This is a genomic window from Nereida ignava (genome assembly GCF_001049735.1).
In the GTDB taxonomy this organism is placed as follows: domain Bacteria; phylum Pseudomonadota; class Alphaproteobacteria; order Rhodobacterales; family Rhodobacteraceae; genus Nereida; species Nereida ignava.
Map to the genome: position 1 here is coordinate 98,657 of NZ_CVPC01000003.1, position 20,100 is coordinate 118,756.

19 protein-coding genes and 1 tRNA gene are annotated in these 20,100 nt (G+C 55.1%); 10 read left to right on the forward strand and 10 right to left on the reverse strand.

What is annotated here, in order from left to right:
- Positions 1–73 precede the first annotated feature (73 nt).
- The 4 genes from NIG5292_RS02720 (at position 74) to NIG5292_RS02735 (ending at position 4,384) form a co-directional block, all read left to right on the forward strand.
- Positions 74–2,782, forward strand: coding sequence for a helicase-related protein (locus NIG5292_RS02720; RefSeq protein ID WP_082136618.1), 2,709 nt, complete (start codon positions 74–76; stop codon positions 2,780–2,782).
- A gap of 7 nt (positions 2,783–2,789) precedes the next feature.
- The gene (locus tag NIG5292_RS02725) at positions 2,790–3,191 is read left to right on the forward strand and encodes an RNA-binding S4 domain-containing protein (protein ID WP_048597827.1); all 402 of its coding nucleotides are present in this window, start codon (positions 2,790–2,792) and stop codon (positions 3,189–3,191) included.
- Between the two features lie 51 nt (positions 3,192–3,242).
- The gene (gene fdxA, locus NIG5292_RS02730) at positions 3,243–3,581 is read left to right on the forward strand and encodes a ferredoxin FdxA (RefSeq protein ID WP_048597828.1); all 339 of its coding nucleotides are present in this window, start codon (positions 3,243–3,245) and stop codon (positions 3,579–3,581) included.
- A 284-nt stretch (positions 3,582–3,865) separates the two neighbouring features.
- On the forward strand, positions 3,866–4,384 hold the full coding sequence (locus NIG5292_RS02735) for a CarD family transcriptional regulator (RefSeq protein ID WP_048597829.1): 519 nt from the start codon (positions 3,866–3,868) through the stop codon (positions 4,382–4,384).
- Between the two features lie 20 nt (positions 4,385–4,404).
- Here the strand turns inward: NIG5292_RS02735 and NIG5292_RS02740 are convergent, their stop codons facing one another.
- Positions 4,405–5,169: an adenosylcobinamide-GDP ribazoletransferase gene (locus NIG5292_RS02740; protein WP_048597830.1), complete on the reverse strand. Its 765-nt coding sequence runs from the start codon at positions 5,167–5,169 to the stop codon at positions 4,405–4,407.
- A 48-nt stretch (positions 5,170–5,217) separates the two neighbouring features.
- On the opposite strand from NIG5292_RS02740, the gene cobT reads away from it, so the two are divergent.
- On the forward strand, positions 5,218–6,228 hold the full coding sequence (gene cobT / locus NIG5292_RS02745; protein ID WP_048598170.1) for a nicotinate-nucleotide--dimethylbenzimidazole phosphoribosyltransferase: 1,011 nt from the start codon (positions 5,218–5,220) through the stop codon (positions 6,226–6,228).
- A gap of 2 nt (positions 6,229–6,230) precedes the next feature.
- Here the strand turns inward: cobT and NIG5292_RS02750 are convergent, their stop codons facing one another.
- Positions 6,231–8,129, reverse strand: a complete 1,899-nt coding sequence (locus NIG5292_RS02750) for a monovalent cation:proton antiporter-2 (CPA2) family protein (protein WP_048597831.1) — start codon at positions 8,127–8,129, stop codon at positions 6,231–6,233.
- An 8-nt stretch (positions 8,130–8,137) separates the two neighbouring features.
- On the reverse strand, positions 8,138–10,387 hold the full coding sequence (locus NIG5292_RS02755) for a hypothetical protein (protein ID WP_048597832.1): 2,250 nt from the start codon (positions 10,385–10,387) through the stop codon (positions 8,138–8,140).
- Between the two features lie 142 nt (positions 10,388–10,529).
- On the opposite strand from NIG5292_RS02755, the gene NIG5292_RS02760 reads away from it, so the two are divergent.
- Complete coding sequence (locus tag NIG5292_RS02760) at positions 10,530–11,231, forward strand: SIMPL domain-containing protein (protein ID WP_048597833.1); 702 nt, start codon at positions 10,530–10,532, stop codon at positions 11,229–11,231.
- A gap of 85 nt (positions 11,232–11,316) precedes the next feature.
- On the opposite strand, the gene NIG5292_RS02765 is transcribed toward NIG5292_RS02760, so the two are convergent.
- Positions 11,317–12,606 (reverse strand): O-acetylhomoserine aminocarboxypropyltransferase/cysteine synthase family protein, encoded by a 1,290-nt coding sequence (locus tag NIG5292_RS02765; protein ID WP_048597834.1) that lies wholly within the window; start codon positions 12,604–12,606, stop codon positions 11,317–11,319.
- Between the two features lie 73 nt (positions 12,607–12,679).
- On the opposite strand from NIG5292_RS02765, the gene NIG5292_RS02770 reads away from it, so the two are divergent.
- Positions 12,680–13,093: a VOC family protein gene (locus NIG5292_RS02770; protein ID WP_048597835.1), complete on the forward strand. Its 414-nt coding sequence runs from the start codon at positions 12,680–12,682 to the stop codon at positions 13,091–13,093.
- 6 nt (positions 13,094–13,099) lie between these two features.
- Here the strand turns inward: NIG5292_RS02770 and NIG5292_RS02775 are convergent, their stop codons facing one another.
- The 3 genes from NIG5292_RS02775 to NIG5292_RS14930 form a co-directional block, all read right to left on the reverse strand.
- Positions 13,100–14,710, reverse strand: a complete 1,611-nt coding sequence (locus NIG5292_RS02775) for a DUF8728 domain-containing protein (RefSeq protein ID WP_048597836.1) — start codon at positions 14,708–14,710, stop codon at positions 13,100–13,102.
- Complete coding sequence (locus NIG5292_RS02780; RefSeq protein ID WP_048597837.1) at positions 14,707–15,720, reverse strand: GT-B fold glycosyltransferase domain-containing protein; 1,014 nt, start codon at positions 15,718–15,720, stop codon at positions 14,707–14,709. Before NIG5292_RS02780 ends, NIG5292_RS02775 begins: the two co-directional genes overlap by 4 nt.
- A 177-nt stretch (positions 15,721–15,897) precedes the next feature.
- Positions 15,898–15,981 (reverse strand) — tRNA-Tyr (locus tag NIG5292_RS14930).
- 164 nt (positions 15,982–16,145) lie between these two features.
- Between NIG5292_RS14930 and rlmB the strand changes: the two genes are divergently transcribed.
- The 3 genes from rlmB to NIG5292_RS02795 all read left to right on the forward strand — a co-directional run bounded on the left by rlmB (position 16,146) and on the right by NIG5292_RS02795 (position 17,848).
- The gene (rlmB, locus tag NIG5292_RS02785; RefSeq protein WP_048597838.1) at positions 16,146–16,928 is read left to right on the forward strand and encodes a 23S rRNA (guanosine(2251)-2'-O)-methyltransferase RlmB; all 783 of its coding nucleotides are present in this window, start codon (positions 16,146–16,148) and stop codon (positions 16,926–16,928) included.
- 4 nt (positions 16,929–16,932) lie between these two features.
- A complete protein-coding gene (locus NIG5292_RS02790) occupies positions 16,933–17,283 on the forward strand; it encodes a hypothetical protein (RefSeq protein ID WP_082136619.1) in 351 nt (116 codons plus the stop codon).
- A gap of 97 nt (positions 17,284–17,380) precedes the next feature.
- Entirely contained in the window at positions 17,381–17,848 is a 468-nt protein-coding gene (locus NIG5292_RS02795; RefSeq protein WP_048597840.1) for a YHS domain-containing (seleno)protein, read from the forward strand.
- A gap of 368 nt (positions 17,849–18,216) precedes the next feature.
- On the opposite strand, the gene NIG5292_RS02805 is transcribed toward NIG5292_RS02795, so the two are convergent.
- Genes NIG5292_RS02805 through hisA form a run of 3 tightly spaced genes read right to left on the reverse strand, consistent with a single transcriptional unit; the run spans position 18,217 to position 20,048 of the window.
- The gene (locus NIG5292_RS02805; protein WP_048597842.1) at positions 18,217–18,534 is read right to left on the reverse strand and encodes a phosphoribosyl-ATP diphosphatase; all 318 of its coding nucleotides are present in this window, start codon (positions 18,532–18,534) and stop codon (positions 18,217–18,219) included.
- Positions 18,531–19,292: an imidazole glycerol phosphate synthase subunit HisF gene (gene hisF / locus NIG5292_RS02810; protein ID WP_048597843.1), complete on the reverse strand. Its 762-nt coding sequence runs from the start codon at positions 19,290–19,292 to the stop codon at positions 18,531–18,533. The genes NIG5292_RS02805 and hisF overlap by 4 nt, the downstream gene beginning before the upstream one ends.
- A gap of 36 nt (positions 19,293–19,328) precedes the next feature.
- Positions 19,329–20,048, reverse strand: a complete 720-nt coding sequence (hisA, locus tag NIG5292_RS02815) for a 1-(5-phosphoribosyl)-5-[(5-phosphoribosylamino)methylideneamino]imidazole-4-carboxamide isomerase (RefSeq protein WP_048597844.1) — start codon at positions 20,046–20,048, stop codon at positions 19,329–19,331.
- Positions 20,049–20,100: the final 52 nt, after the last annotated feature.

Sequence of the window (20,100 nt, forward strand, 5' to 3'; positions counted from 1 at the left end):
GGCAGGTCACGTGGCAATTACCGCCGTTCTAGGGCCAACAAACACGGGTAAAACGCACTATGCGATTGAGCGCATGTTGGCGCATCGCACCGGTGTGATTGGGCTTCCGCTGCGTCTTTTGGCGCGCGAGGTGTATGACCGGCTGGTTAAGCTCCGCGGTCCCAATGTTGTTGCATTAATCACCGGCGAAGAACGTATTGTCCCTGATCGGGCTGCCTTTTGGGTGTGTACAGTTGAGGCGATGCCTGTGGGCATTGGCGCAGATTTTGTGGCTGTCGATGAGATACAGCTGTGCGCTGATCTGGACCGCGGGCATGTTTTCACCGATCGCTTGCTGCACGCGCGAGGCACTCGTGAGACGCTCTTTATGGGCGCGGAGACAATGAAGCCCGCCATTGCCGCGTTGGTGCCAAAAGTGCAATTTCTCAAGCGCGAGCGGTTTTCGGCGCTGACGTACACAGGCTCCAAAAAGATCAGCCGTATGCAAAACCGAAGTGCGATTGTCGGTTTTTCGGTCGACAATGTCTATGCGATTGCAGAGGTGCTGCGCCGGCAAAAAGGCGGCGCTGCTGTGGTCATGGGGGCGCTCAGTCCGAGGACGCGCAACGCGCAAGTTGAGCTCTATCAAAACGGCGATGTTGATTTTCTGGTGGCCACAGACGCCATCGGAATGGGGCTGAACCTTGATGTAAAACATGTCGCCTTTTCGAGCCTGACCAAATTCGACGGCCGCCGCATGCGCCAACTTCAGCCTAATGAGCTGGCACAAATTGCGGGACGGGCAGGGCGCTATCTGGATAATGGTACTTTTGGCGTGACTGGTGAGGCACCCGCCCTTCACGACGAGGTGGTCGAGATGATTACCGAGTCGCGTTTTCCGCCAGTGACCAAATTACAGTGGCGTAATTCTGCGTTGCGATACGGCTCGATCAAATCGCTGCTGGCGTCATTGCAGGACAAGACCAACAATGACTGGCTGACGCGTGTGCGTGACGCGGATGATCTGGTGGCGCTGAAGGCGCTGTCTGGTGAGGCGGAAGTGGTTGCGCGTGCAAGTGACGGCCCTTCGGTCAAGCTCTTGTGGGACGTTTGCTGCATTCCTGACTTTCGCGGCATAAGTAACGCCGAACACGCCCATATGTTGTTGCAGATTTACACCTTTTTGCATCAATCGGGCAAAATACCCGCAGATTGGATGGCCAGACAGGTTAATCGCCTCGACCGAGTGGAAGGTGACATTGACACCGTGTCGAAACGTCTGGCTTACATTCGCACGTGGACGTATGTGGCCCAACGTAAAGGTTGGCTTGATGATAACGACCATTGGCGCGGGGAAACCCGTGTTGTAGAAGACCGCCTGTCAGATGCTCTGCACGAGCGTTTGACCCAAAGATTTGTGGATCGCCGCACCAGTGTTTTGTTGCGGCGGCTCAAGCAGAAGGAGGCCCTTGTGGCTGATATTAACGACACCGGTGAAGTCACCGTAGAGGGCCAGTTCGTGGGCCGTATTGAAGCATTCCGTTTCCAGCAGGACACAAGTGCTACCCCCGACGAGGCAAAGACCCTTCGCCAAGCAGCGCTCGCTGTTTTGGCTCCTGAATTCCATCTGCGCGCAGATCGTTTTTATAATGCCCCCGACACAGAGATCGATTTTACCGAACAAGGTGGATTGATGTGGGGCAGCAGTGCCGTTGGCAAGTTGGTCGCAGGAAGTGATCCGCTGAAGCCCGTTGTGAAGGCATTCGTTGATGAAGAGGCAGGCCCAGATGTGGCCGCCAAAGTCCAGCGCCGCTTGCAACACTTTATTGATCGCAAGATCGCGACGCTTTTTGAGCCACTGACCAACCTGCAGGGCGATGACGCGCTGAACGGTTTGGCAAAAGGCTTTGCGTTCCGCATGGTCGAGGCCCTGGGCGTAGTGCCCCGTGGTGAGGTCGCTGACGATGTAAAAGCGCTTGATCAAGAAGCACGTGGCGCGCTGCGTAAACACGGTATTCGTTTTGGCCAGTTCACCATCTTCATGCCGCTTTTGTTGAAGCCTGCACCTACGCGTTTGCGTTTGGTTCTTTGGTCTTTGGCCCAATCGCTTGATGATTTCCCTGAAGCCCCCCCCGCGGGTTTGGTTACTGTTCCGGCAGTACGCGGCCGTCCACGTGGGTATCACTCAATGGCGGGCTACCGCGCAGCGGGTGAGCGCGCGATCCGCATCGATATGCTTGAGCGTTTGGCCGATATGTTGCGCGATCAAGACACCCGTGGTGGCTTTGAGGCGACGCCGGATATGCTGTCCATAACGGGCATGACCCTTGAGCAATTCGCTGATCTGATGGCCGGTCTTGGATATAAAGCCGACAAAGGTGAGCGTGTTAAGGTAAAGCAAGCTGCACCTACAGAGGCAAAGCCGAGCGAAGCTGCTGACACCGCGGATGTGCCGTCTGAGGTTACGGCTGAAGCTGATCCGGCAACTGAGCAGCAGGATGCGCCTGTTGATGCGGTTCAGGCGACTGATGCGCCATCTGAGGAAACTGCCCCAGAAATGGAAGTGTTCTATACTTTTGCTTGGGGTGGCCGTGCCGCTGCCAAACAAGGTGGTCGGGGCGGGGATCGTAATGGCGGTCAAAACCGTAACGCCAACAAAGCGCGTAAAGGCGGCAAGCCGAACGCGGGCAAAGGTGGCGATAAGCAGCGCGCTCAAAAGTTCAGCGCAAAGCCTGAAAAGAAAGCCAAGATCGATCCTGATAACCCCTTTGCCGCTGCGCTGATGGGGCTCAATAAAGGGTGAATAGACGGTGACTGCTGAGGGGCCAGTTCCAAGCCAACGCCTTGATAAATGGCTTTGGCATGCGCGTTTTTTCAAGACGCGTACATTGGCCGCTCGGGTTGTGTCGGAAGGTAAAGTACGCGTCGATGGTGCGCCTGTGTCAAAGCCGGCGCGCCAGATCAGCCGAGGCGTTACACTGACGTTTAGCAAGGACGATCGCGTTCGTGTTATTTACGTTTTGGGCATTGGTGACAGGCGCGGCCCTGCGCCCGAGGCCCAAGCGCTTTACGATGATCAAAGTCCCGCGCCAGTGTCAGTTGACCCTGCCGCACGTGGGGCAAATCCGCGCTTTGAGGGCGGCAAACATGGAACCGGTCGCCCGACAAAACGGGACCGGCGGCAAATGGACCGCTTTGATGGTCTTGAATGATAGCGAGTGCTGGATTAGTGAACGTGCACGCTCAGAAAACGGATTACGAATATGACTTATATCGTCACTGATAACTGTATCGCCTGCAAATATACCGACTGCGTGGAAGTCTGCCCCGTCGATTGTTTTTACGAAGGTGAGAACATGCTGGTCATTCATCCTGACGAGTGCATTGATTGTGGTGTTTGCGAGCCTGAGTGCCCCGCTGATGCGATCCGCCCTGATACGGAGCCGTATATGGAGAAATGGGTTGAGTTTAACCGCAAGTATTCCGAAAGCTGGCCTGTGATCATCACCAAAAAGGATCAGCTTCCAGACGCAGAGGCGCTGGACGGTGTGGCCAACAAGCTTGAGACGCATTTCAGTGAACAGCCGGGCGAGGGTGGTTGATTCGCCGCGCTGTTAGGTATTTATGAAGAACACACGATAGCCTCATGTTTTCATGGGGCTTTTGTGTTTTTAGCGGGTCTTTCGATAGACTCGATTTTATGATATGACTTCACCGTGTTTATGCTCGTTTCCACTACCCATCTGATCGCTTGGACCGGAATAGCGGATCGCCATAAGGCGCTTTAACACACATATTTAGCACCCTGTCACGTCGTTGCTTTGCACCGGCATGTGCAGTGGTTTTGTCGCCTTGCTAGGCGGCTTGGAACAAAGGAACAATAAGAATGAGTAAGTCAAAAAAGCTCGACTTCAGCCCCAATCAATACGTGGTGTATCCGGCACATGGCGTTGGCAAAATCGTCAACGTGGAAGAGCAAGAAGTGGCAGGCCTGACGCTCGAGCTGTTTGTTGTTGCGTTTGAGAAAGACAAAATGACCCTGCGCGTGCCGACACACAAAGCAGTTGATGTGGGCATGCGTAGCTTGTCCACGGGTGATGAAATCGCCCACGCGATGAAGATTTTGAAGGGTAAAGCGAAAGTGAAGCGCGCAATGTGGTCACGCCGTGCGCAGGAATATGAGCAAAAGATCAACTCGGGTGATCTGATTGCGATCGCCGAAGTTGTGCGCGACTTGCACCGCAACGATGACCAGCGTGAGCAAAGCTATTCAGAGCGTCAGCTTTATGAGGCAGCTCTTGAACGCCTGACCCGCGAAGTAGCCGTGGTTAGCAGCGAAGATGAGGGGCAAGCAGGTTCAAAAATCGAAGACGTATTGAACAGCCGCGCACCGGCTGCTGCATAAATGTAACCTGCTAGAAGGGGCTAGCTTGCGAGTACGATTAGTAGGCTAATTTCTGTAAGTTGTTGAGTGGCACCCAGGACATCTCCTGTGGTGCCATTTATTTTGCGCATTGCAATCAAGGCCACAGCGCCGGTCACCAGACCAGCAGCGATCATCATCATGATTGGGCTCGGCGCAAAGACTATGGTCACGACTATTCCGATCAGGGCGGCGGCACCCACATGGATTGGCTCAGGCTTTCCAACGGACGCGGCCAGCCCACTGGGGCGTGCGTTTGGCAGCGCATACATCAATGCAACCATGCCAACGCGGGACAAAGCCGCAGTCGCTACTAAGAAAAGTGGGCCAAAGGCGGCAAGAGCAAGCCAAAGTGCCCCCCACCGCAATCCTGTGCTCATGATCAACGCGAGGGTGCCGTAGCTGCCGATCTGGCTATCTTTCATGATCTCAAGGCGTCGCTCAATGGTGTAGCCGCCCCAAAATCCGTCTGCGCAATCAGCCAGCCCATCTTCGTGAAGTGCGCCGGTCAAGATCATGCCGGCTGCAAGAATAAGCCCTGCGACCAACGGCACAGGCACGCCAAGCCATATCAGTATGGTCGCCAGAGTTGCTTGCAGACCACCGATGACCAGCCCCACAATTGGATACGACCATGTTGCAAATGCCGCGCGCGCCATAGCGTGATCCGCATCAACGCGCACCGGCAGGCGCGACAGCAATCCGACCGCTGCGAGGATATCGCGCAAATCAAACAGATCAGGTCGGTTTCGTTCGTTGCCCTTCATGCTGGGATGGGTAAACAAGGGCACAACAAACTGCAATGAGGCCTGATGATGACTGTAACTTTTAACACCCTTGATGAGTTCCGTGCCCTTTTGAAAACGGCGCCCCATGCAGATCAAAACGCCCTGTCGGAAGCTGCTGATCGTAACGGTCAGTTGACCAAGCCCCCGGGCGCGCTTGGCCGACTTGAGGATGTAGCGCTTTGGTATGCCAGCTGGCGCGGTGAGGCAGCCCCGCAAATCAGTGCCCCGCAGGTTATCATTTTTGCGGGTAACCACGGTGTAACAGCGCAAGGCGTATCCGCATTTCCTGCTGAAGTAACCGCGCAGATGGTCATGAATTTTGAGCACGGCGGTGCTGCTATCAACCAGTTGGCCAAAACTTTTGGCGCTTCGTTGAATGTACACGCGCTTGACCTTGATCGCCCCACGGCTGACTTCACCGAAGGCCCAGCTATGACCGAGGCCGAGGTCGTGGCTGCGCTACAAACAGGTTGGAACGCCGTCGACGCAAACGCGGATGTGTTGGTGACCGGCGAAATGGGCATTGGCAACACCACGTCTGCTGCGGCCATTGGCGCGGCTCTTTTGGGCGGTGCTGCCGCTGATTGGACGGGACGCGGCACCGGTGTTGACGATGCGGGCCTTGCTAACAAAACCCGCGTTGTAGAACAGGGGCTTGCGGCAAACGCGGGGCGTGACGGGCTTGAGGTTCTGCGCAAATTGGGTGGGCGTGAATTGGCAGCGATGGTCGGTGCAATCGCACGTGCGCGGTTTGGGCAGATACCTGTCATCTTGGACGGCTTTATCTGCTGTGCTGCTGCGGCGTGTTTGGAAAAGGAAGAGGCAGGCGCACTTGATCACTGCGTAGCTGGCCATCTGAGCGCCGAAGGTGCCCATGAAAAACTGTTAGCAGGCATTGGCAAAGAACCACTTTTGTCCCTTGGTCTTCGCCTTGGCGAAGGCTCTGGTGCAGCTTTGGCCTTGGGCGTTCTTAAGGCCGCTTTGGCGTGCCACTCTGGCATGGCAACTTTTGCCGAAGCGGGTGTCTCAGACGCGTAAAGCTACTCAGTGTTATCTTTGGCCGTGCGCTCTTTGAGGGGGCGCGCGGCTTCAAGACTTTCAAGGATGGCTGTCTCAAAATCTTTGTTGAGGGCGCGGGATTTCTCGATGTAGGCCGTGTTCTTCTGCACTGGTTGGCTTGGATCCCACAACTCGGCCAATTCTCGCAATGCGACACGGTCAAGTTTGTAGAACGTCTTTTGCGCCTCGGCGGCCTCAAACTCGGTCAGTCCCATGTTTTCAAGCGCGTAGCGGCCCGCACGAAGCGAGCTGTCAAACATCTCACGAACGATGTCATTGGCCCCCGCTTGATAAAGCGCATACACATGAACGCGGTCATAGGCCCGCGCGATGATGTGCAAATCGGGGCGCTCTTTGCGGGCGTATCTGACGAGCTTTATTGCGGCGTCTTTGTCATCAAGCGCCACAACCAAAATCTTGGCGTGATGCAGCCCCGCCGCATGCAGTGTTTCAGGGCGGGTTGGGTCACCGAAAAAGCCCTTGAACCCAAAAGTGCGCATCAACTGAATTGTTTGCAGATCGTTATCCAGTACGACAGTCTTGAAACCAGCCATTTGCACAAGGCGGTTGATCACTTGTCCAAAGCGCCCGATCCCGGCGATCAGGATATGCCCTTGTTCCTCATCGATGTCGTCGGGGTTTTGGGTGTCTTTGCTTGCATCCATAAGATGCTGAAAGCGGTCATATGCGATAAAGAGTAGCGGTGTGATCAGCATCGATAGGGCCACGACAAATAACAGCTTATCTGCCAGTTGCGTTTGCAGAACGTGCGTCTGAAGCGCAAAGCTGATCAGGACAAACCCGAATTCACCCGCCTGTGCTAACCCAAGTGTAAACAGCCATCGGTCGCGGCCTTCGACGTGAAAAATGATCGATAGCCCATAAAGAACAGCTGCTTTTATCACCATCACGGCCAAGGTTAGACCAATCAGACTGAAGGGGGATTTATAGAAAGTCGCAAAATCAATACTGGCACCGACAGTGATGAAAAACAGCCCAAGCAGCAGGCCTTTGAACGGCTCCAGATCGCTTTCCAGTTCATGGCGAAACTCGGAGTTAGCCAGCACGACACCCGCAAGAAAAGCGCCTAAAGCGGGTGACAGGCCAACAAGGCTCATCAAAACGGCCGTACCTACGACAAGCAAAAGCGCTAGCGCCGTGTACATCTCACGAAGATGCGCGTGATGGATATAGCGAAACACCGGACGAACAAGGTACACACCGATCAGAATGACCAAGCCAACGGCGGCGATAGTGACCAAAGTAACGCCCCATCCAGGCAAGCCATCGACTAGCGACATGGAGTGATGAGCGTCTTCTTCGGGCTTCATCCGGATTGAGCCATCTGGCCCCAGAGACGGCACAAACTGCAGGGCAAGCAGTGGCAAAAACGCCAACATTGGGATGACGGCGATGTCTTGGGTCAACAAAACCGAAAAGATGTTTCGCCCGCCGCCCGTTTGGGTCAATCCCTTTTCTGACAGCGTCTGTAGAACGATCGCAGTCGACGAGAGTGAGAAGATCAGCCCGATTGCCAACGCAGTATTTACGGGCTGGCCCAAAATCATTGCGCCCCCCATGATCAACAGCGTCGTCACACCAATTTGCAGACCGCCGAGGCCGATCAGCCTGTCACGCATATCCCAAAGGGCGCGTGGCTCAAGCTCGAGCCCGATCAGGAACAACATCATGACGATGCCGAACTCTGCAAAATGTTGAAGTTCTTTGGTCTCGGCGCCAACAAGCCCAAGCAGCGGGCCAATGACGATACCCGCCCCGAGGTACCCCAGAACAGAACCAAGACCCAATCGGGCGGCTAGGGGGACAGCAATCACTGCGGCTGCAAGATAAATGCTGGCTTGAAATAAAATGCTGTCCATGTCGCCTCTTAGCCGGAAGGTATTTCCAGTTTAACTTGTCTGCCGGACTTTGAATACCGCAGATCAGAGCGGCCAATTGCCGTCACGCGTCCACCGTCCAAACGGTCGCCGACAGTGACTTTGCGGTAGCGCCCGTTTTTCAAGCGGACCAATGCATTGCGCGCATTTGGTTTACCGGACACACCGATCAGGTTGATCCGGTTGAAGCGGATTGCATTGCGTAGCGTCGCGTTGCGCGCCACGGTTGAATTTACCGCACCATTTGGGCGCTGCGTGACGGGGGCTGTTGCTGCGGCTTGGGGTGTTTGGGGCACCAAAGCAGCTGTCTGTGTTGTTTCCAAATCGCGCGGACGCAGGTTGGGCTTTGGTGATACGCGGACCGCTTGTGCAGTGCCTTGGGGTATTTGCGCCGCAGCAGTCGCCAGCGCAGCTTCCACGGCTGTGTCGACTTGTGCCTGATCCAGCGGCACGAGCGATGGGTTGTTTGGGCGCGCCGCAACTACGGGTGTTGGCGCCAGATCAGCGGGACGCAATTTTGGACGCAACGCCGCAAGTTCAGCACGTGAATACCCGCCCAGTGTTTCACGTTCATTCGCGTCTGATAACGAATTTGGCCGTAGCCGTGGCCTGAACGCTGCAAGCGGGTTTTCGGTCTCTGCGACCTCTGGCGACGGCTCTGGGACGACAACTTCGCGCACTGGTGGGACTACGGGCGGCTTGCCTGCAAATACAGTAATGCCATCGGGCGTTGCGGCACCGTTGGCGGTTGGTTTCACCAGACCATTTTCGTCAAAATCAAATGTTTGCCCTGCCGCTGCCGGACTGCCGATACGCGGCACCGCTGCGTCTTGGCGCAGCAGTCGCTCTGACGGCAGTGCAACCGCGTCTGAGAAATTGATAAGCGGGTCGAGCGAGGCAAAGTAAGTTGCCTCAAGGTCCGGGGCAGGCAAAAGAGCCGCCGGTTCTACGCCGCGCTGCCAGATGCCTGAACGCTCAAACAATGCCTGCGCATTGTTGACCGTCATGGTTTCTATGGGTGCAGGTAACACCCGGCGCAGGCTCAACCTGTCTGGATCAAGCGGTTCAACAGGTAAGGTGGCGATGCCTTCGAAATCTTCGCTTGCCGCATCGTCGATTTCATCGGCGGTCGGGAAAGCGGAGAATGGTCCGGGCAGTAGGCCGTTTTCATCACGCTGCGGGCCCTGCTCATCAGGAGCGGGGATACTGTCGGCTGGTGCCGCGATCTCTGTCGCGCTTTGCCTGTCTCCGAACAGCCAAGATACTGCCGGGTTTTCAGAATTTCCCCAAATGAGCGCCGCCGCAAACAAAGCGGCCAATAGAACACCTGTGAGGATCAGCCCCAGAAAGTGTGGTTTGCGGGGCGTGTCTGCTGTTTGACGGGCGCCGAAAACGGTAAGTGCTTCGGCTTCGGGTAGGTCTGTTGTTTCGGCTAGCGGCTGCGTTGAGGTGGCAAGGCTGGCTCTTTGTGGCACTGGCGTTTCAGTTTGGCTTAGCGGTGGCGTTGCGCCCCCGGGGGCTGCCTTCGTTGCTGCGCCCAAAGCAGGCGCGGCCCCAAGTTGATCTGATGAAACAGTTCGGCGGCTGGAGAATGTTACGGGCGCATTTGATGTGACCTCGTCAGGCTTCTCAGTGGGTTCAAGCGCTGGCACCGGCTCGCTTTGCGGCGCGTCTTCCCATGGTCCGATGTTGATGGCCGGACCCGTTTCCCGGTCAATGCGTTGTTGCGCATCCAGTAAATTGGCGGCGGCTTTCGCGGTGCCAAAATAGGGTTCTCTGCTAAGGTCTGCTGTCCCGAAGTTGCCGGTTTCTGGTACCCCCACAAAGCAAATGGGTTTCAGCCCGTATTGGGTTGCAAAAGCCTCTGCCTCGGTCAGGGTTTCCACAGCGACTGCGGCGATGTTGGTGGTGGTGCCGGTTGTGATCCAATCATACCGCAATTCGTTAACGGGATAGGGGGTTTGCCCTTCCAAAGCATGTGCGCAGGCAGTTTGCCCATCACTGATTTTTTCGGAAACCGCAGCTACTTCAAGAAAACGAATTTGATCGTTGGGGATTATGAGTTTGCTGCGCATCGGTGCGCCCAAGATGTCTTCGGCGCGCAGGCGCAACGCCTCAAGAGATCCGGTCAGGTCAGGGTCATCAAGCGGAACTTGGCCGATGCTGCGCCAACCGTCATCGGCCTTCAGCAGGGCCGTTATTCCGTCAACGCTCAGCGACATGGCAGCATTTGGAAACATACGTAACGAGGCCTTTTAAACAGGGTACGCCACAGATTTACCGTGTCTGCCCCCCAAGGGAAAGGAAAAGCCAAGCATTAGGCGGCAGTTTGCGTCATACTTGGCAAAGTAATTGGTCGCTTTGGTGAAAACGAGGTTGGTGATGGGACGAGTAATAGATGTTTGCGCCGCGTTGGCGCTTTGTGCGTTTGGGCTGGCAGCGTCTGCATCCGCGCAACAGATGACGGGCGGGGATGGTCAAAGAACAATCACAGTCAGCGGTCAGGGGCAGGTTAATGCTGTGCCTGACATGGCAGAGATCAGCGTGGGCGTGTCAGGACAGGCGATAAACGCGCGCGATGCATTCGGGATTGTGAACAACACCATGCAAGCGGTATTGGGGCGCCTTGCCGATTTGGGGATTGAGCCGCGCGATATTCAAACCCGTGATTTACGTGTGCAGCCTGAGTACGCCCGTGAGCCGTCTGCCACGCGCGAGATCATCGGCTATACGGCGCGCAATACTGCTGTGGTGCGCGTCAGAAACATCGCTCTTCTTGGCGATGTCATCGATGCAGCCATTGGCGCGGAGGCGAACGAGTTTTTCGGCATTCAATTTTCACTTCAGAACCCAGAGTCTCTTGAAGACCAGGCGCGGGTTGAGGCGGTCATGCAGGCCCATTCCAAAGCGCGCGTTTATGCTGAAGCTGCGGGTGTGACATTGGGTGCCGTGCTGTCGATCCGCGAGGGCGGCACATCCGTGCAAAGACCAAACCAATTTGCACTTGCGCGCAGTGCTGAAGCAATTGCCACGGGTGAGGTCGGGGTGTCAGTGGGCGTAACGGTGGTCTACGCAATCGAGTAGGTCGCCTGTTTGGTAGGAAACGTGATTAATAAAAAGCCCCCGCCAGCGATGTGCCAGCGGAGGCTTTAGATGGTTTGGACCGCGATTACGCGCTGGCTTTGCTCAAGGCCTGATCCAGATCGGCGATCAGGTCATTCACATCTTCAAGGCCGATTGATACACGCACCACATTTGGCCCTGCGCCAGCGGCCTCTTGCTGTTCAGCGGTAAGCTGGCGGTGGGTTGTACTGGCTGAGTGGATAATCAAGCTGCGTGTGTCGCCAAGGTTGGCCACGTGGCTGAAAATCTCAAGGCTATCAACCAGCTTAACGCAGGCCTCATAGCCGCCCTTGACCGCAAAAGTGAACAGCGCGCTGGCACCCTTGGGGCAAATCTTTGCCACCAAATGGTTGTAGGGTGATGACTTCAAACCAGCGTATGTGACGTAGTCGACGCGGTCATCTGCCTCAAGCCACTGCGCGATTTTCTCCGCGTTGGCTACGTGACGGTCCATACGAAGCGAAAGGGTCTCTGTGCCCATCAACGTGTAGTGCGCGGCTTGGGGGTTCATGGTCATGCCAAGGTCGCGCAAACCAATTGCGATACCGTGGAAGGTGAATGCCATTGGGCCAAATGTGTCGGCGAAAACTGTGCCGTGATAAGCGGGTTCTGGCTGGCTGAGTGACGGGAATTTGTCATTCGCTTTCCAGTCAAACTTGCCGCTATCCACAACGCAGCCGCCTGTGACCGAGCCATTACCCGTGAGGTATTTTGTAGTCGAGTGCACAACCAACGTCGCGCCATGCTCAATCGGGCGGCACAGGTAGGGTGTCGCAGTTGTGTTATCCACAATCAACGGAATACCGGCTGCATCTGACACTGCCGAGATGGCATCGAGGTCTGTGATGTGACCACCTGGGTTGGCGACGGCTTCGCAGAAAACGGCACGTGTGTCATCGTCGATGGCGGCTGCTACGGCTTTGGGGTCATCAAAGTCAACAAACTTGGCGGACCAGCCAAAGCGTTTGATTGTCTGGCTGAACTGGGTGACCGTGCCGCCGTAGAGGCGCGTTGATACGACAACATTGCGCCCCGGCTGCATGATCGGGAATAACGCCATGATTTGTGCTGCGTGACCAGACGAGCAGCACACCGCGCCAACGCCGCCTTCCAGCGTCGCGATGCGTTCTTGCAATACTGCAACTGTCGGGTTTGTCAGGCGCGAGTAGATGTATCCCACTTCTTCAAGGTTGAAGAGTTTCGCGGCGTGATCTGCGTCGCGGAAAACATATGCGGTGCTTTGGTAGATTGGTGTGTTGCGCGCACCTGTTGCGGGATCAGGGCGGGCGCCTGCGTGGATTTGCAGGGTATCAAAGCCGTAGGTCGTGTCAGTCATGGGGTCGTCCCTTTCTCTTTACGTTGGGATAATAGCTACGCTACGAAGGCGGCAGGCTCAACAGGAGGACGCTATGCTGCACCCATTTCATTTGGCCATAAATGTGCATGATCTTGATGAGGCGCGTTCGTTTTACGGCGATGTACTTGGCTGTACCGAAGGGCGCTCAACACAGACATGGGTCGATTATGACTTCTTTGGCCATCAGCTTAGCCTGCATCTTGGGCCTATTTTGAAAACGGAAAACACTGGGCACGTCGGCGAACACCTTGTCCCGATGCCCCACTTTGGTCTGGCGCTTCCTCTGGCTGACTGGACTGCACTGGCGGGACGCCTTGAGGAGGTTGCGACCGATTTTGTGTTGTCGCCTCAGGTTCGTTTTCAAGGGGAACCTGGCGAGCAGTGGACGATGTTTTTCCGTGACCCAAGCGGCAATCCGATTGAGGTAAAAGGCTTTCCTGAAATGAGCGGCGTTTTTGACAGCTAAGCAGGCTTATGAGGGTTTCGGACAGGTCCGCGTATAATAATGCAGCCAAGGTCCCGCGGTCTCTAACGTTGTGTTGTAAAGCCCTAAGACTGGTGTAGTATCAATTTCACGGGTGACCAATTGGTAACATTCAAAAAACTCAGGTTCGTCCAAAAGCTCAAAATCCATTCGAAAAACAGGCGTTTGCGCGGTGAAGCCAGTCGTAGGGCCAAAAACAATGATGTCGGGCGCACGGCGCAAAACATATTGAGCATCACCTTTTGCGTGCCCTGGAATTTCTTGGGCAAACCCAAGGGGCGGGCCAACGGGATGTTTAGCGATATGCGCGTCATTTAAACCAAGTGTATCGATAAAGGTATGATGTGCTGCAACAAACGGCGTGGCACCAGCGGTGGCCACAGCAATTGTAAGTGGCTCGGGGTAAGTGTCGGCTAAATGCTTTCCCATGATGGCGCCGAAAACAGCGGCGTTATCTGCGTGAAGCCGCTCAAGCATAGTTGCGGTTAAGGCGCTTGCTGTAATCAACGCCACCGCCGTAGCCGTGTGCATCATTGGCGTCATCATTGCCATGATCGAGACGGCGATGATGACCAAGAGCGGAGTTAGGGGCACGAAGAACCGCGCATTTGGCATATGATCACCACCTGCCCACGTGATGTAGCAAAGCGAAATTAGGGCTGCGAAAGATGCTGCCAAAAAAGCGCGCTTTGCTTTGAGGTTGTCAGTTGAACGCAGCAAAAGTGCGCCGACCGGTAGCAAAAATAACGTGGGCAGCAGAGGCAGGCTTTCGCGCAAATATTCCAACCCAAGCATCAACCGCGTGCCTGTAGAAACGCCGACTTTGGCATAAAACGTAAGCGGAAGGAGTTCGCCGTAAATTGCGTGCCGCACAACAATATGCCCGCATAGGGTCAACGCTGATACGCTGCCGATTGCGACAAAGTGAACAATCCGTCTGCGAACAGGCAAATTTGCAAATGCCAGCAAGGCCAACCCCATCGCAAAATTGCCGATCAATGCATCCGGACGTGCAAGATAGGCGGCGGCAAACAGCCCCGAGGCTGTCAGTGATAGCGGCAGGCTGTCATCGCCTTGCAATACTCGGAACGCCAAAACGTAGGCGCCCGCGGCAAGTGCCGCCACAAGCACCGGCTCTAATCCGCCAAAAACCCACGTGATAACTGGTGCGCTTATCACGGCGCACATCGCGGCTACTTTTGCACCCATTGGCATGGCAAAGCTTTGCGCCAATCGCCAAGCGATCACAACAAGGCCCAAAAAAGCTGCGGCGTTAATGAACTGTGCAGCTAACATAGGGCCGATACCGGCCATGATCAGCGGCGTCACCAACAAGATGTGCAACAGGTTGGTGTATCCTTCGGCGTATTCGCCCAAGTTCCAGACCAGTTGGCCGTACTCTGCCAAATTGCGTGCATACCTTAGTGAGATCAGCGCGTCGTCGTGAAAAAAGCTACGTATTTTCCAAAGCAAAATTCCAAAGATGGTGAACAGGGCGATAACTGCGGTCGTTGAAAAAGTAATGCCAGAACCACGGACCGTTTTGATTGCCGTGTCGCTGGGATCTGCGGGTGGCTGTGACGTTTCAGACGCGCTCATCGCATCCAAAACCCTTCACGTTTGAGCGTGTTGCGGATGGCTTGCTCGCGGCGGGGTAGGTCATTTTGGTTAAATAAGGCGCGGGCTTTTTGGCCCCGGCCTTGGTAAATCATGCGCAACATTGGCTCGTACTCTTTAAGGACTTTTTTAATTTTGTTGGGGGCTGTGACCGTCTCAAGCGTTTCAACGAGATGGTCGCTCTCACGTGCATAGAGCAGTGGAAGGAGGCGGTAATGACAACTTGTCTTCCCGTCGAGAAACCCGTTTGGCAATGCGTCGCGCTTGCCGCCAAGACTGTGGATCACAAGGGGCAGGGCGACCTGATCAAGCCATGGGTCGAGTTCTTGCAAAACCAGCTCGTCGGGACGGTCATCGCGGATGGCTAAGGCATACTCTAAAAACCGTTCACCGAATATTTTAGGGCATTTGTAGTAGAAAAAGCCCGCGTTGAAATAAAGATGCCGCCGCCAGAACTCTGCCGGCTCATTCAGATCAAGGCTGCTATCGTAATCAAGCCCGAACTTGTCATAAAGGGATTTCCAAGTGGCCGCATAGCCTGGCCAGTACAGGTCTTCTTTTGGCCAAGTGCCCGTGACGCGGGTTGATGCAGACGGCACGTTGAAATCAAATGGCACATCGGTCAGCTCCCCCGTGATCAATGTGTCAGTGTCGAAAAAGACAAAGGGTTCGCCAGCAGGCAGAATGCCAAGCGCCTCAATCTTGTTGCCATAGGGATAAGCCTGTCCAAAGTGTTTGTTCTCAAACGGAATGATTTCTGCGCCGAGGTTCATCAGGAGGGTCCTGACCTCAGGCGAGTTGATGGTGGGGTCTTTGCGCCACAACGCCCCTGCTTGGGGTTCTGCCAGAATCAACCGTCCGGAAAACTTTGGGCTTTTTGCCCGCAATGAGGCCGCGAAAACAATGGCTTCGTACATCAGCCGTCCATTTTGACCGACGATCAAAATGTTGAAATCAGCCCGAGGCTGTTGGTGATTTGTACGTGGCGCCATGTATGCTGATCTTTGTCAGGTTTGCTTGGCGAGACGTTATTGAGGTTTTATCAAAATGTCATTTAGAAATATCGATTGATATTAATAGCGGTTTAAGACGACTACGGGACACACCAAGAGTGCCGCAATCTGCAAATCCAATCGCGGCTTAAACAGTTATCAATTTCTGAATTGAAGTGGTGGGCGACCCTGGAATCGAACCAGGCGTGCGTCTCCGCGAGGGAGTTACAGTCCCCTGCCACACCTTGCGGCCTGTCGCCCACTGGTGGGTCGGATACCGTGGCACACCTGGGGCGTCAATAATGAAAATTCGGGTTTGCGACGGTTTATTTCAGTTTATCAGTTTTTATGAAGAAAAGATGCTCACTGGTTTTTTCTGAGCCAAGGGATTAGGTGGCTGGTAACCAAAGATTGGATGGATTGAGATGAAAAAGCCGAAGTGGGTCGTCAAAAAAGAACAAGATAAACGCGCCGCTGCGAATGAGACTGTGTGGCTCTTTGGCCTGCACGCTGTGCGCGATGCGCTGATGAACCCCGAACGGCAGAAACTGCGTTTGATTGTGACGCGTAATGCTGCGGATCGGCTGGGTGAGGCAATGGCCCACTTTGAAGGTGAGCCGGAGATGTGCGATGCACGTAAATTCACAGCGCCTCTTGACCCGCAATCCGTCCACCAAGGCGCTGCTTTGGAAGTGAAGCCGCTGAACTGGGGGAAGCTGGATGAGGTGGTTATTGGCGGTGATCCGGATGCAGGTGCGCTGCGTGTGGTTCTTTTGGACCGCGTAACGGACCCCCATAACGTTGGCGCAATTTTGCGATCAGCCGAGGTTTTTGGCGCTCGTGCTGTGATCGGCACCCACCGTGGATCTGCGCCTGAAACTGGTGCGTTGGCAAAAACCGCAAGTGGCGCCCTTGAACGGCAGCCTTATCTGCGGGTGCGTAATCTGGCCGAAACAATCGAAGCGATGCAGTCGATGGGTTATCTTGTGCTTGGTCTTGATGGCGAAGCAGAGATGAGCATTGAGCAGGCTTTAGAAGGCAAGCGGACGCAGCCCGTTGCGTTGGTGATGGGCGCAGAGGGGCCTGGTCTGCGCGAAAAGACCAAAGAAACGGTGGATCAGTTGGTGAAAATTGATTTTGCAGGCGCGTTTGGTTCGCTCAACGTGTCAAATGCTGCTGCGGTGGCGCTTTACGCGGCACGCGGGTAGCGCATTGGCCGCGCAGAAACTTGCTACGTGTTGTTATTGCGGTACCCGTGCGGCGCTGGTGCTGCGCGGTGATGTGCGTCACGAGTTGTCATGCGTAAGTTGTGGCGCGCCTTTGCATGACCTTAAATTGATGCCGGTCAGCGCCCCAGCAGCCCGTCCCGTTGAGACCACCGTTAAAAAACCTGCGGGGCCTGCTCAAAAGGCAAAGCGGAGCAAAGAGCAGAAAGTGTTCAAACCCAAAAAGGGCAAGCGGCGTAAATTTGGCGTGAAGCTTGGACGCAAGCTTAGTGTGTCTAGGCTCGTCTCAAAAGTATGGGACGAGATTGAAGATGTCGTTGAAGACATCTTTGACTGAGCGCTGTAACACAGTCTGACAATACCGTGTGGGGGCTGGTGTAAGCGACTGGCTGCGCGCATCCTTGGGCCAAATAGTAGTTGGTAAAGGAAACCCCATGAACTCATATATTTTAAACCGTCGCGCGCTTTTGTCTGCCGCTGTTGCAGCCCCTGTTTTGCCGTTGCTTGCAGGAATTGCACATGCAGCCAAGTCCGCTGTTTTCACAGACGGAGGCGTAGCCATTCGCGGTTACGATCCCGTTGCATACTTCACTCAAAGCGCGCCTGTTGCGGGTGATGCTGCCTATAGGGCGGCGTATAACGGCGCTACATGGCTGTTTGCGAGCGCAGAAAATCAAGCCATGTTTGAGGCGCAACCAGAAGCCTTTGCGCCCCAATACGGCGGCTATTGCGCTTATGCGGTCTCTAAAGGCGGGACAGTGACTACATCACCTGATGCGTGGACCATCGTAGACGATAAGCTTTATTTGAACTTCAACAAAGTTGTGCGCGGCATTTGGTCGAACGACATCCCCGGCAACATTGCCAAGGCTGATGCGAATTGGCCAAGCGTTTTGGCGTGACAGAGGGCTTAATCTTCTGTTCACGTTTTTGCGACAGGCTCTGAATTTCTAGAGCGCAGCGCTTATGTGCTGTCGTGGGCAGGGGATGGAACACACCCTGCCCATGTTTACTGTCCCTCGTTCCGCACCTTGCGCCCTTGGTTATTTGACCTTGGGCGCATTTTCTTTTGGGCGGTGTGGCCAGATATATCTTGTGATGAGAATACAAAATATGCCCGCCGTGATGTAAAGCGCAACGCTTAGTGCCGCGTCTCTACACTGTGATCCGGGGCAACGGTTTATCGCGTCTAGAAACGCGATGATCGCTAAAACAAACGCGGTAAACGCAAAAGCGGCGCCAAGGAGGGCGGCTGCTTTGCGAAAGCCGTTCACGTATTTGAGGGGCGGTTTGCTTTTTCGGTCAGGCCTGATTGTCCCTGCCGGCGTGCCAACTCATCCAGAACGTCGCCAAGCGGCACATCGCGCGACGCCAACATCACAAGCAAATGGTATAGGACATCGGCAGCTTCACCAGTAAGGCCCTGCTTGTCATTCTTCACGGCCTCGATGATCGCCTCAACGGCCTCTTCGCCAAACTTTTCAGCGCATTTTTCGGGACCTTTTGAAAGCAGTTTTGCGGTCCATGAGCTATCAGGATCTGCCGTCTTGCGGGCTTCGATGATGTCGTAAAGATCTTCTAAAGTCATGAGAGCCTCATCGGTATGCCAGCGGCGGACATGTGGGCTTTTGCTTCGGCGATTGTGTATGTGCCAAAGTGGAAAATTGAGGCTGCCAGAACGGCGGAAGCCCCGCCTTCCGTGACGCCCTCGACCAAGTGATCCAAGGTGCCCACACCACCTGATGCAATTACAGGTACGTTCACCGCGTCAGAAATTGCGCGGGTCAGGGGCAGGTTAAAGCCTTGTTTTGTGCCATCGCGGTCCATTGAGGTTAGCAGGATTTCCCCTGCACCTTTTGCAACAACCGCTTTTGCAAATTCCACCGCATCAATGCCCGTTCCTTTGCGCCCGCCGTGAGTGAATATTTCCCACTTTCCGGGGCTGACGGTTTTTGCATCAATTGCCACCACGATGCACTGGCTCCCGAAACGGTTGGCGGCTTCGGACACCACATCGGGGTCCGCAACGGCCGCTGAGTTGAAGCTGACTTTATCAGCACCCGCGAGCAACAGTTTACGCACGTCATGATGGGTGCGCACACCGCCACCAACGGTCAGCGGCATAAAACAGTGTTCAGCAGTGCGGCGTGCCAAATCATATAGCGTGCCGCGGTTCTCATGGGTGGCTTTGATGTCAAGAAAACACAACTCATCTGCGCCAGCAGCATCATAGGCCTTTGCTTGTTCCACAGGGTCGCCTGCATCAATCAGATCGACAAAGTTGACACCTTTGACCGTGCGGCCCTCGGCAACGTCAAGGCAGGGGATGATGCGGGTTTTTAACATATGATGTGTCTACTGGGTTGGGGCGTGAAACAGAAGTTATGATTTGAGCGCTGCAAGAGCCGCAGAAAGATCAATCGCGCCGTCATAAAGCGCGCGGCCTGAAATAGCGCCCGAGATCACGCCGGTGTCCTTCAAGGCGGTCAGGTCTGCCATGGATGATACGCCACCAGATGCGATGACTGGAATGTCTACGGCGCGGGCCAATGCGGCGGTTGCGTCGATGTTTGGGCCTTTCATGGCACCGTCGCGCATGATGTCTGTGTAGATGATCGCGGCGATACCTGCGTCTTCGAACTTTTTGGCCAGATCAACCACTTGGATATCTGTTTCCTCAGCCCATCCGCGCGTGGCCACAAAGCCGTTGCGCGCATCAAGTCCCACGGCCACTTTGCCAGGAAATGCACGTGCAGCCTGCCGAACAAGATCGGGGTTTTCTACGGCAACTGTGCCCAAAATTACCCGCGCAAGCCCTTTGTCGAGCCAGCGTTCAATGGTGGCCATGTCGCGGATACCGCCACCCAACTGTGCAGGCACGTTTGTCTGGCTCAATATCGCCTCGACGGGGGCGGCATTTACCGGTTCCCCCTCGAAAGCGCCGTTCAAATCCACTAGGTGCAGCCATTCGCACCCCGCATCAACAAACGAGAGAGCTTGCGCAGCAGGATTGTCATTAAAAACCGTCGTTTGCTCCATGTCGCCGTGCACAAGGCGAACGGCTTGGCCATCTTTAAGGTCGATTGCAGGATAGAGGATCATGAGGCATCTCTTTGTTAAACGGTGTTGGCGCGGTTATAGGCATTCGGCCCCG

Bases quoted from the DNA above. Each gene is read 5' to 3' on its own strand.
- NIG5292_RS02720 (WP_082136618.1), top strand. From the start codon at position 74: ATGTTGGCGCATCGCACCGGTGTGATTGGGCTTCCGCTGCGTCTTTTG.
- fdxA (WP_048597828.1), top strand. From the start codon at position 3,243: ATGACTTATATCGTCACTGATAACTGTATCGCCTGCAAATATACCGAC.
- NIG5292_RS02735 (WP_048597829.1), top strand. From the start codon at position 3,866: ATGAGTAAGTCAAAAAAGCTCGACTTCAGCCCCAATCAATACGTGGTG.
- NIG5292_RS02740 (WP_048597830.1), bottom strand. From the start codon at position 5,169: ATGAAGGGCAACGAACGAAACCGACCTGATCTGTTTGATTTGCGCGAT.
- cobT (WP_048598170.1), top strand. From the start codon at position 5,218: ATGACTGTAACTTTTAACACCCTTGATGAGTTCCGTGCCCTTTTGAAA.
- NIG5292_RS02750 (WP_048597831.1), bottom strand. From the start codon at position 8,129: ATGGACAGCATTTTATTTCAAGCCAGCATTTATCTTGCAGCCGCAGTG.
- NIG5292_RS02755 (WP_048597832.1), bottom strand. From the start codon at position 10,387: ATGTTTCCAAATGCTGCCATGTCGCTGAGCGTTGACGGAATAACGGCC.
- NIG5292_RS02760 (WP_048597833.1), top strand. From the start codon at position 10,530: ATGGGACGAGTAATAGATGTTTGCGCCGCGTTGGCGCTTTGTGCGTTT.
- NIG5292_RS02765 (WP_048597834.1), bottom strand. From the start codon at position 12,606: ATGACTGACACGACCTACGGCTTTGATACCCTGCAAATCCACGCAGGC.
- NIG5292_RS02770 (WP_048597835.1), top strand. From the start codon at position 12,680: ATGCTGCACCCATTTCATTTGGCCATAAATGTGCATGATCTTGATGAG.
- NIG5292_RS02775 (WP_048597836.1), bottom strand. From the start codon at position 14,710: ATGAGCGCGTCTGAAACGTCACAGCCACCCGCAGATCCCAGCGACACG.
- NIG5292_RS02780 (WP_048597837.1), bottom strand. From the start codon at position 15,720: ATGGCGCCACGTACAAATCACCAACAGCCTCGGGCTGATTTCAACATT.
- rlmB (WP_048597838.1), top strand. From the start codon at position 16,146: ATGAAAAAGCCGAAGTGGGTCGTCAAAAAAGAACAAGATAAACGCGCC.
- NIG5292_RS02795 (WP_048597840.1), top strand. From the start codon at position 17,381: ATGAACTCATATATTTTAAACCGTCGCGCGCTTTTGTCTGCCGCTGTT.
- NIG5292_RS02805 (WP_048597842.1), bottom strand. From the start codon at position 18,534: ATGACTTTAGAAGATCTTTACGACATCATCGAAGCCCGCAAGACGGCA.
- hisF (WP_048597843.1), bottom strand. From the start codon at position 19,292: ATGTTAAAAACCCGCATCATCCCCTGCCTTGACGTTGCCGAGGGCCGC.
- hisA (WP_048597844.1), bottom strand. From the start codon at position 20,048: ATGATCCTCTATCCTGCAATCGACCTTAAAGATGGCCAAGCCGTTCGC.